General features: G+C 44.5%; 10 protein-coding genes. 4 read left to right on the top strand and 6 right to left on the bottom strand.

Annotated features, from left to right (window positions below):
- Positions 1 to 55 precede the first annotated feature (55 nt).
- The 3 genes from SPEA_RS13330 to pdsR all read right to left on the bottom strand — a co-directional run bounded on the left by SPEA_RS13330 (position 56) and on the right by pdsR (position 4,424).
- Positions 56 to 1,234, bottom strand: coding sequence for a cystathionine beta-lyase (locus tag SPEA_RS13330; protein WP_041410965.1), 1,179 nt, complete (start codon positions 1,232 to 1,234; stop codon positions 56 to 58).
- A gap of 214 nt (positions 1,235 to 1,448) precedes the next feature.
- Positions 1,449 to 3,635, bottom strand: a complete 2,187-nt coding sequence (gene pdsS / locus SPEA_RS13325) for a proteobacterial dedicated sortase system histidine kinase (protein ID WP_012155747.1) — start codon at positions 3,633 to 3,635, stop codon at positions 1,449 to 1,451.
- Positions 3,636 to 3,731: 96 nt separating this feature from the next.
- On the bottom strand, positions 3,732 to 4,424 hold the full coding sequence (gene pdsR, locus SPEA_RS13320; protein ID WP_012155746.1) for a proteobacterial dedicated sortase system response regulator: 693 nt from the start codon (positions 4,422 to 4,424) through the stop codon (positions 3,732 to 3,734).
- Between the two features lie 244 nt (positions 4,425 to 4,668).
- Between pdsR and pdsO the strand changes: the two genes are divergently transcribed.
- From pdsO to SPEA_RS13305, 3 genes are all read left to right on the top strand, one after another.
- Positions 4,669 to 5,418, top strand: a complete 750-nt coding sequence (gene pdsO, locus SPEA_RS13315) for a sortase-associated OmpA-like protein PdsO (protein WP_012155745.1) — start codon at positions 4,669 to 4,671, stop codon at positions 5,416 to 5,418.
- Positions 5,419 to 5,559: 141 nt separating this feature from the next.
- Positions 5,560 to 7,869 carry a marine proteobacterial sortase target protein gene (locus tag SPEA_RS13310; protein WP_223296504.1) on the top strand — a complete coding sequence of 770 codons (2,310 nt, stop codon included), beginning with the start codon at positions 5,560 to 5,562 and terminating at the stop codon, positions 7,867 to 7,869.
- A complete protein-coding gene (locus SPEA_RS13305; RefSeq protein ID WP_012155743.1) occupies positions 7,869 to 8,558 on the top strand; it encodes a class GN sortase in 690 nt (229 codons plus the stop codon). The genes SPEA_RS13310 and SPEA_RS13305 overlap by 1 nt, the downstream gene beginning before the upstream one ends.
- Positions 8,559 to 8,685: 127 nt before the next feature.
- On the opposite strand, the gene SPEA_RS13300 is transcribed toward SPEA_RS13305, so the two are convergent.
- The 3 genes from SPEA_RS13300 to SPEA_RS13290 all read right to left on the bottom strand — a co-directional run bounded on the left by SPEA_RS13300 (position 8,686) and on the right by SPEA_RS13290 (position 12,023).
- Positions 8,686 to 9,711, bottom strand: a complete 1,026-nt coding sequence (locus tag SPEA_RS13300) for a GGDEF domain-containing protein (RefSeq protein WP_012155742.1) — start codon at positions 9,709 to 9,711, stop codon at positions 8,686 to 8,688.
- A gap of 662 nt (positions 9,712 to 10,373) precedes the next feature.
- Entirely contained in the window at positions 10,374 to 11,246 is an 873-nt protein-coding gene (locus SPEA_RS13295) for a hypothetical protein (protein ID WP_012155741.1), read from the bottom strand.
- Between the two features lie 405 nt (positions 11,247 to 11,651).
- Positions 11,652 to 12,023 carry a diacylglycerol kinase gene (locus SPEA_RS13290; RefSeq protein ID WP_012155740.1) on the bottom strand — a complete coding sequence of 124 codons (372 nt, stop codon included), beginning with the start codon at positions 12,021 to 12,023 and terminating at the stop codon, positions 11,652 to 11,654.
- A 262-nt stretch (positions 12,024 to 12,285) separates the two neighbouring features.
- Between SPEA_RS13290 and SPEA_RS13285 the strand changes: the two genes are divergently transcribed.
- Positions 12,286 to 13,161: a DNA ligase gene (locus SPEA_RS13285; protein WP_012155739.1), complete on the top strand. Its 876-nt coding sequence runs from the start codon at positions 12,286 to 12,288 to the stop codon at positions 13,159 to 13,161.
- Positions 13,162 to 13,232 lie beyond the last annotated feature (71 nt).

The raw sequence follows: 13,232 nt of genomic DNA, 5'->3' as shown, positions 1-13,232 counted from the left end.
TGGGATTAACATGCTTAACATTACAGGTTGTTATAGCATTAACAATGCATAGTTCTTAACGGTTCAAGACTTGATTATAACGCTCAAACGCTGCATCGAGATCGGCGATTAAGTCATCCACATTTTCAAGACCAATATGCAATCGTATGAGAGGCTTACTGCTGTCCCACTGAGTTGCAGTGCGCAGCTTGTCGATGCCAAAAACGCCTAAGATAAGGCTCTCATATCCACCCCATGAGAAGCCCATTTTAAAGTGCTTCATATTTTCAACGAACGCGGTAACCGATCTAACATCGCCTTGCTTTAACACAAATGAGAACAAACCGTTTGAAGCACTAAAGTCGCGTTTAAAGAATTCATGGCCGGGGCAAGACTCAAAAGCGGGGTGACGCAGATGATCGACTTCTGGGCGGCTATTTAGCCAATTGGCTATTTTAAGTGCGTTCTGTTCATGCTGAGCTAAGCGAATACCTAAGGTTCTCAGGCCGCGACTGGCAAGATAAACATCATCGGGAGAGGTGCACTGGCCAAGCAGGTAGCTATGTTCTCTAAGTTGTTCCCAATGCTTTTCATTGGCGGTGGCGGTGCCCATCATCACATCTGAGTGGCCGACAATATACTTTGTCGCCGCTTGGATAGAGATATCTACGCCCATTTCAAATGGGCGAGAGTTAATCGGTGACGCCCAAGTATTGTCGAGCATGACCACGATATCGTGCTGGTGGGCGATACGACTCAGGGTAGGTACATCTTGTACTTCCATGGTGATAGAGCCTGGAGACTCCAAAAATAACACCTTAGTGTTAGGTTGGATTAACGCCTCGATGTCATCACCTATCATTGGGTCGTAATAGGTCGTCTCAATACCGTAGCCAGCCAGTAACTTATCGCATAAGTCACGAGTTGGTTCGTAGGCACTGTCGACCATTAATAGGTGGTCACCTGATTTTAAGAAAGAGAGCAAACTGTTGCTGATAGCGGCGCTACCCGATGGATATAGTGCCGTACCCACACCGCCTTCTAATTCGGCGATGGCTGCTTGAAAGGCAAAGTGTGTTGGTCCGCCACGGCGGCCATAGAACATCTCGCCATTTGCCTTGTTTTTTGCGGCAAAGCGCATATCTTCAATGGTATCGAATACCATGGTGGAAGCTCGGTAAACGGGCGGGTTAATCACCCCTTGGGTCCATTTCTTATCGCGGCCAAGACTGACTATTTGGGTTTCTTTCTTCATAGGGCGAATTCCATCAGTTTTAATTTTTAGCCATCTTAACATCTAAACGGCTAAAATGAAGTGTCTATCACAACAAGTGTTTATCTTTTCAAGATCAATTCAGTTGACTGTCTGAATTTGCTATCTCAATTGTTTGTAATCGGCGTTTCCATCCTTATTATACGAGCTGATTTAGCACTAAATATCAAACTGTTAGAATTTTATTAGGCTGGGTTTATGGCAGAGTTTCTTTACTCAAAGGTAGTCTGATTTTTATCTCAACACCGCTGATCTCACCCGACTTATCTTGTAAGTTACGGGCATTGATCTGACCTTGGTGGAACTGACTGATAAGCCGTGCGATATACAGACCGAGTCCCAGATGAGGTTTGTCTTGTGCCTTTTGCATACGCACTGAGACCATAGACTCGAAAATTTGCTCAGCCATATTTTCAGGCAGAGCAGGACCCTGGTTACTGATCCTAAGCTCGGCAAACTTATTCTTAAGCTTGAGTGAAACGTCAATCGGGGTGTGCGGATGGCTAAACTCTAATGCATTGGCAACAAGTTTATCCATTAGTTGGGCGATATATTCAGGCACTCCAAGAATGGGAGTTTCTTCGTTAATGATCTCAAGGCTGAAGGTTTGATCTGGATAGGTCATCTGGTAACCCTGCATGCAACCGCTGACAACTTTTTCTAATGGAAAAACGGTTTTCTCAGCATGGGAAAGGCTCTCTTCTAAGCGGGTTGCTTCGCTCATATTATTGAGGATCATGTTAAGGCGGTTAACCCCTTCCTGTGCCCGGTCAACATATTTGCGAGTATCGGGGTTTAGCTCTTGTAGGCCAAGGTGTTCTAACGATGAACGTACTACGGCAACAGGAGTTCGCAGCTCGTGAGATAAGCGCGATGACATATTCTCTAAGTAATGAGTATATTGACTCAAGCGGCTGACAATACTGGCGAAACTGCGCGACAGATCGCCAATTTCATCACGCACCTTAGAGCCTTGAATTTCATTTTTAATCCGGCCTTGACTATCGATGGCTTGTTCGGCTTCATCGCGCAGTTTTCGAATTCGGCTAGAGATGTTTGAGGCGAAGAAAAATAATGCCAAGGTGCCCATACTCATGATGGTTAAAATCACATTGAATAGTTTTTCTAAGGCCTTATTTCTCAAAGTGCGAATGCCATGAGTGGTCTCTTCGGCGATCACGACGCCCATCACCTTGTCATCGATCCAGATAGGGCTTGCAGCAGCGAGCACCACGGCTTTGTTGTCGGGAGTTAATCGCCAGGTTGAGCCTTGCTCGCCATTGAGCGCCTTAGAGATATGACTGCCTTGCAGTACGGTTGAGTCTTGCAAAGAGTCGATAAAGTCTTTCGCCGGAGTGGTAAGAATTTTGTAATAAAGCGGGTGCAGGTAGTCACGCTTAAACTTCTCCCAGGTGGAGTTACCCTCTTTTTCTATGGCAGATCGTGACCACACGCTGTTGTCAGAGCGAATATCGCCAGACTTTGCCAGTACGCGACCATGTTTATCCACCACCCAAATACGTGAGCTATTATGGCTCATGCCTTTAATGATGCTCTCTATCTCAGGTGAAGGCACCAGTACCGTTCCTAGCTTGCTGACATCATCAATAGCGGATGTGCCTACGGCAGCATCGAGGGCGCGGCTATGCTTGTCATTGACGTCATAAACCACAAAACCAAGTTTACTGCCCACCATGTCGAGCGGGATCCGCAGCTCGACATTGTAGCCCTGTTTACTCTTGGTCCATTTACCTTGGATCTTGACTTCGGGGGTCACAGGTTTGCTTAGGCTTGGATCTTCAGGGAGTTCAAAGGCACTGATCCAGCCATCTTGGGTCGTTGCAATAATATAACGTCGGAACATGCCATCGGGGGCGAGTGTGGCAATAGCGATATGATCGTTTCTATCTATGCTAAGGCTATTTTTACCACGGTAGACCACTTGGGGATCGTTAACCTCGAAAAACGCATATAAGTAACCGGCGTATTTGCCCACCATATGAGTAAAGCTGAGCTGCAGTGGCTGGCTCTCATCGCGTTTATAGATCTGATAGTCGCTGCCGTAGTTTAGAGCGCGGTGGCGATAGCTGCTCCAGTCTGCCAGCTTGCCATCGAGTTGAATGGGGCCCGAAAGCGGATATGCATAAAGATCGCGGCCTTTCTCGACCTGAGTTAAGAAGCTGGCTTGGCTGTCGAATAGTTTTGGTCTCTCGTGCAGGGCGGTTGCTAACGCTTGTGTTGTGCCCTCCAAGGTTTTTTCTTGGCCGTGACGCAGGTATTTTTCCATCTCCCACACGTACTGATATCCCAGCCAAGGAAGGCAGAGCAAAAACAATGATAAAACCGCGACTTTAGCGCGAAGACCTATGGGCAAATTGAACATGGATGAATGCTTACCTAACTAATAACTTAATTGAAGTGACTAAAACTCTGTAATTAAAATTGCGTAAATCAAATGGACAAATTAAGTAACAGGGAACTAACTGTGGGAATCCCAACGATAACCCATGCCATAGACGGTATCGATACAGTTAAAGTTCGCATCTTGGGCGATAAACTTCTTTCGAATACGTTTTACATGGGAAGTAATCGTCGAATCATCGACGAATATTTTAGCTTCTTGCATCAACTCCTGGCGCTGGCGTACGTGCCCAGGGCGTTTAGCCAGTGCGTGTACCATCCAAAACTCGGTGACGGTTAGCTCAATTTGTACCGCGTTCCAGCACACCCGCATACGATTAACATCTATGGTGAGTAGTCCGTGCTCAATAATCTGATTGTTATCGCTGTCGACATTTTTAAGATCGGAGCGTCTAAATAGCGCGGCAAGCCTTGCGATAAGGTGAGGGAAACTGACATCTTTACTCAAATAATCATCTGCACCGAGGCGTAGACCACAAACTGTGTCGAAATCGCTATCGCGAGCAGTTAAGAAAATAATCGGCAAAGTGCTCGACATGGCTCTTAGGGATTGGCATAGGGTAAAGCCACCATCGATTTCATTTTCAAGACCGATATCAATAATCGCCAGATCTGGCAGGCGAGTGTTAAACGCCAACATGGCTTCGGGGCGGTTGGCGTAGGCCTGTACACAATAACCTTGTTGCTGCAAAACCTCTTTGTAGTTCTCTCTGATCGCAGCTTCATCTTCTACTATGGCAATTCGTTTCATGACTTCTTGTAATTGGCTGTAACTGTCTAATTGATTTTGACTATACAGGAATTTAATCGCGTTTAAAGCGCCAAGCAGCGATTGCCATTTTGTTGCCACAATTGATATTCAAATCGCCACTTTTGCTCCCCTTAAAAGCCATTTCACTCGGGTTTAATAGCTTCATCGAATAGATACAACTTCTTAAACCAAATTATGGCGATTAATCCCGCCAATGAAATAGCGACATAAAAGGGAACTACCTATGAAAAAGCAACTTATCTCTACTCTAGTTATCGGCGCCTTAATGCTTTCTAATCCGGCCTCTGCAGAGCAAACCGCTGAGACCGAGCGCAGTCATAACGAAGAATTAATCGGCCTGAGCTCGGGCATTGTTATCGGCGCGGTCGTTGGCGGACCGGTCGGAGCGATTATTGGTGCATTTACTGGAACCTTACTGGGTAAGTCTGTGGGTGACGATGACGCCTTGCACACCCAGCAAACCATGTTATCCGAGCAAGAGCAGCAAGTCGTCGCGTTAAATCAGGAAAATACCTCGCTAGTTGAACTCTCAGATCAATATGAGCAGGCGCAGCAGCAACTGACGACTCTAAAGATGGCGCAGGAGCAGAAACTAACTGAATTGGCACTGGGGCTCAATGTGCAATTTAAAACGGGTTCATCGGTTATCGAGCCGCACTTTCAACAACAGCTTAATGATATTGCCTACGCCATGTCGTTATCGCCTGAGCTAACGCTTGATCTCACCGGCTACGCCGATCGCCGAGGAGATAGTGATTACAACCAAGCTTTGTCTGAGCAGCGTGTTGCAGAAGTTAAAAATTACCTTACAGAGCAGGGCGTTGAAGAAGAGCGTTTACATAATCAAGCCTTTGGCGACTCTTCGCCATTGATGGCGGAGCAAAACTTTGAAAATGACTTCTTTGATCGCCGAGTGACACTGAAGCTGCAAAACCAAAACAGTTCACTGGCTGCTAACGCGACTAACCCGTAAAGCGAACGAGTTAAGCCAACTGACGAGTGGTTAAGCCCGCCGAGAGTATGAACAAAAGTAAGGACAAAAGAGGAGTAACAGATGACTAGGTATTTTTCTAGATTCAGTCATCGCCAAGGAGGCCCCCGTTTGGGGGCTTTAATGGCAGCTAAAACTAATTTGAAACTGGCAATGGTGTCGATGTGTTGCTTACTGTTGCCAATGAACGCTATAGCAATGCAAACGACAGAACCCTTTAGCATTGATGCAGTTAAGCAGGGGAGCCTAGTGTTTGAAAATCCCCAAGGTGAGATAGCGTTGGCACTACCGATGAAAACCGACGTCAGTATGCAGGTATCTGGCTGGATTAACCGAGTGTCGGTTCGCCATGAATTCAAAAATACCAGTACAGAGTGGGTTAATGGTCAGTATCTATTTCCCCTACCTAATGAGGCGGCCGTTGATCAGCTCAGACTTCATATCGGTGACAGGATTATAGAGGGACAAATTCAGCCTAAGGCTAAGGCAAAGGCGATATTTGAACAGGCTAAATCTCAGGGGAAGAGGGCCAGTTTGCTGGAGCAGAAAAGGCCTAACATCTTTAGCGCTAAGGTTGCCAATCTAGCCCCTAATGAGATGCTGGTGGTGGAGTTGACCTATCAAGAAACCTTAGATTATCGAGATGGTGAATTTAGCTTGCGATTTCCTATGGTTGTCGCGCCAAGATATGCGCCTAGGCAGGCTGCCTATCCTCGCCAGAAAGAAAGTGCCCATCTAAAAGAAAGCGTCTACTTAAAAGATAGTGCAAAAGCCCTCAGTGATGAGATTGATAGCAGTGTTAAGCCTGCTGAATATGCACAGTATTATGCCAAAAAACAGCTAAGTTCATTTGATATTCACGACCAAGTTTCAGCTCCGGAACGCATATTTGATGAGGCACCAATGGCAGAGCAGCATAATAACCGAGTGGCATTAAAAGTGGCATTTGATAGTGAGATGCCAATTGAGCATATTCGTAGCCCCTATCATCAAATTAATGTGGATATGGCTGAGAGTGGCGGGGCAATCGTCAGTTTAAATCGTGATGCTATCGCCAATAAAGACTTTGTATTGACCTGGAAACCGATTCAAGGCAATGAGCCTACGGCGGCGGTCTTTTCACAAATAGGCAAAACTCATACCTCACAAGCTAGCTCATCAGAAGCGTCAACAGAGCCGCAAACTGCGAGTGAGAAATATGGATTGGTGATGTTAATGCCGCCTCAAGGCGCAGAACAACAACCTTCGTCTATTCATCGGGAGCTGATCTTAGTCATAGATACTTCAGGATCTATGTCGGGAGACGCCATCATTCAGGCTAAGACAGCACTTAAATATGCCTTAGCCGGGCTTAGACCTACAGACAAGTTCAACATTGTGCAGTTTAACTCAGATGTCGATAAATGGTCTGGAATGGCCATGTCTGCAACGCCATACAATCTTGCTCAGGCACAAAACTATATCAATCGCCTAGAGGCCAATGGTGGCACTGAGATGTCGATAGCGATTAATGCGGCGCTAAATATTGAGACTGTGACAGATAAGGAGACTGGGACTGAACTTGATAATAACGACCTAGGTTCAAATTTATTGCGGCAGGTGCTGTTTATTACCGATGGCGCAGTCTCGAATGAGTCTATGTTGTTTGAGCTGATAGAAGCACAGTTAGGCGATAGCCGTTTATTTACTATAGGAATTGGCTCGGCGCCCAATGCTCACTTTATGCAAAGGGCTGCGCAGCTTGGGCGAGGCACCTATACCTATATCGGCAAGCTAGATGAAGTAAATCAGAAGGTGGTGAGCTTACTCAAGAAGATAGAAAAGCCTCAAGTGACAGATGTCGACCTTCGTTTTAGCGATGGCAGCGTACCCGATTATTGGCCAGTCCGCATTCCAGACCTTTATGCTCATGAGCCGTTACTGGTTGCGGTGAAACTGCCAAGCTATGCCAGTAGCGACCTGTTAGTTCAAGGCCTGTTAGCGGGTCAGTTTTGGCAACGCCGATTATCGGTGAGTGCTACAGAGCAAGCCAAAGGGTTAGATCTTGTTTGGGCGCGCAAGCAGATAGCCGCTTTAGAGCTAAGTAAGCAGGCAGCTAATCGAGAACGAATCGAAAAGCAGATCACAGCAATAGCAATGAACTTTCATATTATGAGTGCCTATACCAGCTTAGTGGCGGTGGACTTAACGCCATCAAAGCCAGAAAGTATTGAGGTAAAACCTGCCAAGGTGATGCTGCATCTGCCGAGTGGTTGGCAAGCTCTGTCTACATCTCAGTCGTCCATCTTGCCGCAAACGGGGACGAACAGTTATGTATTCATTGTTTTTGGATCAGTGTTATTGCTCTTAGCGATTCTTTACCGTCTGTCTTTTAGTCGACTGGGAATTAGTCGAGTGGGAATTAGTCTAGGTGCTTTCAGGGAACTAGAGTGATGGCAAATCAAACAGAGCAGGTCGTTAAATCAAATAAAGATGCAGAGGGTTCTAAAAAGCTCTGCAGAGACTTTAATCGGTATTTTCCATGGCTATTAGTTGCTACGGGGATAGCGTTAATTATTCAAGGTGGATATATGCAAGTGAAAGCACATTTTGCCCAGTTTCTTATTCAGCAGGCTTGGCAAAGAACACTCGAAGATCGCAAACCCCATAAACCTTGGTCATGGGCAGATACTCATCCCGTTGCCAAATTGGAGTTTTTGCCAAGCGCAGAGGTTCAAGACCATATTGAAAGCCAAAATACTCTAGATACACATGATAGTGGCCAAGGTGATAGCCTTTACGTGCTATCAGGGGCATCGGGTCGAAATCTGGCCTTTGGGCCGGCACTGATGCTATCGAGTTCAGAATTTGATGAGCAAGGTAATACGGTTATCGCAGGTCATAGAGACACGCATTTTGCTCGATTAAATGGGGTTAAAGTGGGGCAGTTGATAAAGGTTCAAAGTGCTTCAGGTAAGCGCCGTCTGTATCGAGTGTTCGCAACCCTAGTGACCCATGAGTCTGATATGAGTGTGACTCAAGACAGCCATGATAAGCTGTTAACCTTAGTGACCTGCTACCCATTTGGTGCAAGCTTTGCAGGTGGACCACTACGGTTTGTGGTTAAAGCTGAGCCAATTTAGAGTACCGAGTTATTTTGATATAAAACAGCTCGGTACTTTTGTGAAAACAGTGAGGAGATAGCTAGGTAATGGTGTCATGGCCTAAAGGTTTGACTATGACTTGCTTTAAGGTTAATCCGCTTCGAGGCTAACGTATTATCGGCATGACTCGGTTGCGGCCAAGGTTCTTAGCCTGATACAGCTGGCTGTCGGCGCGATCAATTAATGCGATATTGGTATCATCTGTTTGATATTCGGCGACCCCAAAAGAAGCGCTGATGTTGTTAATCGTCTCGCCTTTACGTTTATCTTTTAAGGTGAGCTTTTCCAAGCTACGGCGCATTGACTCTGCCAGTTGGCGAGCGCGTCGTAATTCGCTCTTAGGCACGATAAGAGCAAATTCTTCGCCGCCAAAGCGATATAGTTTAGTGCCGTCTTTACAGGCTTCCGTAAGGCGTTTAGTCACGGCTTTAAGTACTTGGTCGCCGAGCTGGTGGCCGTAGGTATCGTTAAAGACTTTAAAGTGATCGATATCGGCAATTATCAGACAGAGACCTTGTGGATGCTGTTGCAAAATGCCTTTTAGATCATTATCGAATGCACGGCGATTAAGCGAGCTGGTTAGTGCATCATAATGCATCTCATGCTCTGACTGCTTTAACTGTTGCTTTAGGGCATCAATTTCTGATTGCGCTTTAGCCAGCTGAGCAGAGAAATGCTGTGCGCTCATGCGAATGTCATTGGAGTCCTGAACTAGACTTTTGACAACAGTTAGCACTTCTTCAATGGTAAAGCCGTCATTCTCAATTTTGTTAAGCTTGTTGTAGTTGCTACTTATCTTGTTATGGAACTGGCTGGCATCAAGGTTGGTATCTTTCAATGATTGCGAAAGCTCTGTCACCATAGCATCGAGATTAAGTCGCATATCGACCACATTTAGCGCAGCTGGATCGGCTAGATACTCTTGATATAGCCGCTCGCTATGGCTTGGTGGACAGGTGCTATATTGGCTGACAATTTCGTCTAAGCGCTGGTTAAGATTTGGGCTTTTTTCACCGACGTAAGCATACCAAAGCGCATAGTTGGTTGGCGTTGTCGGGATCTGATGTTTTAGCATCAAAGGAATGGCTTTTTTTAACTTTGTTGCCGATTCCCTTAGCAGTGGGTTAGCCATGATGGTGCCTTATCGCCTAAGAATTTTTATATTGTTATTTGCATGCAATGCATTAGGGCATCATTGTGCACTTTTTTATCCATTCTAATATGTTTTTGCTCGGGACAGAACTTGGAAATTTAAGATTCTACAATAAAATAGGTTATAGAAATCAGAGCTATGCTAGATGTTATACCAATCAGTATAAGAAGTTGATCTACTCAGAGCGTTTTTGGCAAACTAATTCAAGGCGAATAACTGAAAGAATGGTTGCTCCCTTGTGAAGTTGTTCAACGCAGAAGTAGGCAGCCAAAAACGCTCCATAATGGCGAGTTTTAGCGGCTCTGATACTGTGACTCTTAAGGAACAAAAGGGAGCTTAAACCTAGTTTCACTATGCTCTTCACTCGTTGCAAACCACATGGATGTGGTGAATGTCATTAATGCAGGAGCATTTAATGACCTTGTCTCAGTGCCGCTAAACTCTCGCTGAGCGACCAAATCTTTATACTGATTGGTATTAAGTGGCGATTCTGTAGGTAAGGCAGAGAGAATCGATATTCTCTCTCCAAGTGATGTTGTAGCTAGATGATTTATAGACTGAATTTGCAATTGAAAGATAAGTCTTGAGAAACCTCACCGCCTAAAATAAAAAGTGTTTTCAAAGCGTGTAAAGAAACCCTCTTAAAACTGATAACTTACCGATAGCATAGGGCCGATGAAGCTGTAATAGATGTTGTAATCGGCAATTTTGATATCCGCTGAAGTAATAGTCGATTCATATTCAACGTCAACTTCGTAGTAATTGAAGGCTGCCGTCATATGCCAGTTTTCACTAATCGCTGCTTCAACGCCCATCCTCACATCAACTAAACCACCTTTGAGGTCGTCTAGCTTGATATAGAAATATTGCGCATGAGCATTGAGTTTGAATCCTGGGTAGAACTCATAGGAGCCGTAAACACCAATATCGGGTAGGGGAGCGGTGAGCTTTTCATCTACAACTTTCGGGATTTCAATTGTGTCAGGACAGCGAGTTTCCGTATCTATCTCACAGATCCCTATATTGCCTTTGAAAGATGTCTTGATGAACATGGCATGTAAGCCGACTGAAACACCAATGTCATAGTTATGGCCTTGCCAGATATCGTAACCATAGCCAATGCGCATGATATCGATATTGAGAGTGGTATCTAACGAAACCCCAGACTTGATATCGTATGTTGTTTCATCCCAAGTGAACTGAAACGGCTTTTCAACCGACTGAACTAGAGCATTGCGGTGTAGTTGTTTCCAATCGACGTATAAGATGTGGCGGTCGTTAAAATGATGGGAAAACTCGAAGAAAGGTAAAAACTGAGATTCTTCTAACTTAAGATCTGCCTCAAAATCGAGAGTGAAGTCATTGCCTAAAATGGGATCGTTAACATCTATGGTCGAGTCAGTGTTGGCATAAAAACCACCGACTCGGATAACAGTGCTGTTATCCGCAAAAGTGACCGGACTCGCGACTAAGGCCATTATGGTGGCGCAACGAATGATGAAACTTTTAACCATTAAAAGTGACTCCGCTTTTTTATTCTTATTAGAACTAAATGAATAGTGCTTTTATTATTTGGTTTCTAGCATAGCAGGATTCCTATAAATGTGAATAAATTGTTTCAAAAAGTGTATGTTTTTTGATTCAATGCAACATAGGTGTAATTAATTGGGCGGTAGGAAATTCCTACAAGCAGATGACGATTAAACTAGAGGGAGTAAGCGCGAGTGGAGGTTTTGTTTGAATACTTGTGTAAGGCGGATATGCAGTCGACATTTTTTAAATGAAAATAGGTCTAGTGAACGATAGGTTCAATTCAGTGCTCGTTTGAATTTTTAACGTAGCTGTTTGCAATGATTAAATGAACGGCTAAGCGCTAAAAATAGATTAGCGCTTTTGGTTTTATTAGGATGGGTAATCTGTTAAAGCAACTTTGGCAGGAGAATGAGAGCCCAAGTTAAGCCACAAAAAGCAAGACTCATGAAAACCGCAGCAGAAGCGATATCTTTTGCTTGACCACTAAGGGGATGATGCTCATCGCTAATTCTATCGACAACGGCTTCAATCGCTGAATTAAGCAGCTCGACAATCAGCACCACAAATAGCCCCAAAATAAGTAAAACTCGCTCAACCGTCGTTATATCGACTAACAATGCAATAGGGAGCATGATGGCCGCTAAGATTAACTCTTGCCTAAACGCTGCCTCATGTTGCCAAGCCAATTTAAGACCTTGAATTGAAAAGCCCGTTGCTCTGATCACGCGTTTGATGCCATGGTTGTTAGCAGGTTTCATAGTGTTCCATCATGTGGGAAAGCCTCTTGAATACTTGTTCTTGTGGCTGATGACTAAAAATTTTTACGCAGTATAGCATGTTCCATTTTTGAGTTAATCGAAAAAGGCTCATTAAAGGGGCAGTGTTAAACCGAGCAAAATTAAAAGTTATATGGATATAGAGTTTGGCGAGATAAGATAAGTCAGGCTAGTCTTAAGTTATATCAAGTAAGGCACAATACGTGTAGCACAGGATGTGCAGATTAACGCAAGGAGCGGCATTATGTTATCAATTCGGTTTATCAATTCATTTCTCAGGCTTTGTTTAATCAGCCTCATCACTGTCAATTATAGCTACGCCAATAACACAGACATTCGAACTCCAAATAAACCTGCTATTCAACTTGCATCTGCATTCGACGAGTCAATTTCGGATATAACGCAATACTTGGTGAGCGAAAAACTCGATGGTGTTAGGGGCTACTGGGATGGCAAAGTGATGTACAGCCGTTCCGGCCGCCAAATTGCATTACCCGATTGGTTTGTAGCGGGCTTTCCTAGCTACCCTTTAGATGGTGAGTTATGGATTAAACGAGGGATGTTTGAGCAAGTATCGGCAATGGTTAGAAGCTCCAAGGTGAGTGATGAAGAGTGGGCCAGAGTTAAATTTATGATTTTTGACTTACCCGCCGAGTCCAGTGTTTTTGAATTGCGCTACCGAAAGGCTGTAAAAGAATTGGCTGGTATCAGTCCATACTTAAAGGTGATTGGTCAAAATCAGTTCGATAGTTTTCAGGCGTTAGAGGCAGAGTTACAGAAGGTCATTGCGAAAAACGGTGAAGGACTCATGCTTCATAAGAAACATGCTTTTTATAAATCAGGTCGTAGCAAAGACATAGTTAAACTAAAACCTTTTTATGATGCTGAAGCAAGAGTCATAGGTTATACGTCTGGTAAGGGGCGTTTTAGTGGCATGATGGGAGCCTTGGTGGTTAAAAATCAGCAGGGGATCACATTCAACTTAGGAACAGGGTTCAGTAAAGAACAAAGGCAGAGTCCACCACAGATTGGCAGCTTAGTGACATATAAGTATTACGGGCTGACACAAAAAGGTACACCAAGATTTGCGAGCTTTTTAAGGGTGAGACATGCTAAATAGTGAATATTGAAATGAGAAGTCAGGTTCGAGGAAAAAGCCTCGAACCTTTATCTGCTAAGCTACTACATATC

This window comes from Shewanella pealeana ATCC 700345 (genome assembly GCF_000018285.1).
GTDB classification, from domain to species: domain Bacteria; phylum Pseudomonadota; class Gammaproteobacteria; order Enterobacterales; family Shewanellaceae; genus Shewanella; species Shewanella pealeana.
The sequence above is the reverse complement of the archived record's forward strand: the minus strand, read 5'-3'. Positions and strand labels throughout refer to the sequence as shown.

Bases quoted from the DNA above. Each gene is read 5' to 3' on its own strand.
- SPEA_RS13330 (WP_041410965.1), bottom strand. From the start codon at position 1,234: ATGAAGAAAGAAACCCAAATAGTCAGTCTTGGCCGCGATAAGAAATGG.
- pdsS (WP_012155747.1), bottom strand. From the start codon at position 3,635: ATGTTCAATTTGCCCATAGGTCTTCGCGCTAAAGTCGCGGTTTTATCA.
- pdsR (WP_012155746.1), bottom strand. From the start codon at position 4,424: ATGAAACGAATTGCCATAGTAGAAGATGAAGCTGCGATCAGAGAGAAC.
- pdsO (WP_012155745.1), top strand. From the start codon at position 4,669: ATGAAAAAGCAACTTATCTCTACTCTAGTTATCGGCGCCTTAATGCTT.
- SPEA_RS13310 (WP_223296504.1), top strand. From the start codon at position 5,560: ATGGCAGCTAAAACTAATTTGAAACTGGCAATGGTGTCGATGTGTTGC.
- SPEA_RS13305 (WP_012155743.1), top strand. From the start codon at position 7,869: ATGGCAAATCAAACAGAGCAGGTCGTTAAATCAAATAAAGATGCAGAG.
- SPEA_RS13300 (WP_012155742.1), bottom strand. From the start codon at position 9,711: ATGGCTAACCCACTGCTAAGGGAATCGGCAACAAAGTTAAAAAAAGCC.
- SPEA_RS13295 (WP_012155741.1), bottom strand. From the start codon at position 11,246: ATGGTTAAAAGTTTCATCATTCGTTGCGCCACCATAATGGCCTTAGTC.
- SPEA_RS13290 (WP_012155740.1), bottom strand. From the start codon at position 12,023: ATGAAACCTGCTAACAACCATGGCATCAAACGCGTGATCAGAGCAACG.
- SPEA_RS13285 (WP_012155739.1), top strand. From the start codon at position 12,286: ATGTTATCAATTCGGTTTATCAATTCATTTCTCAGGCTTTGTTTAATC.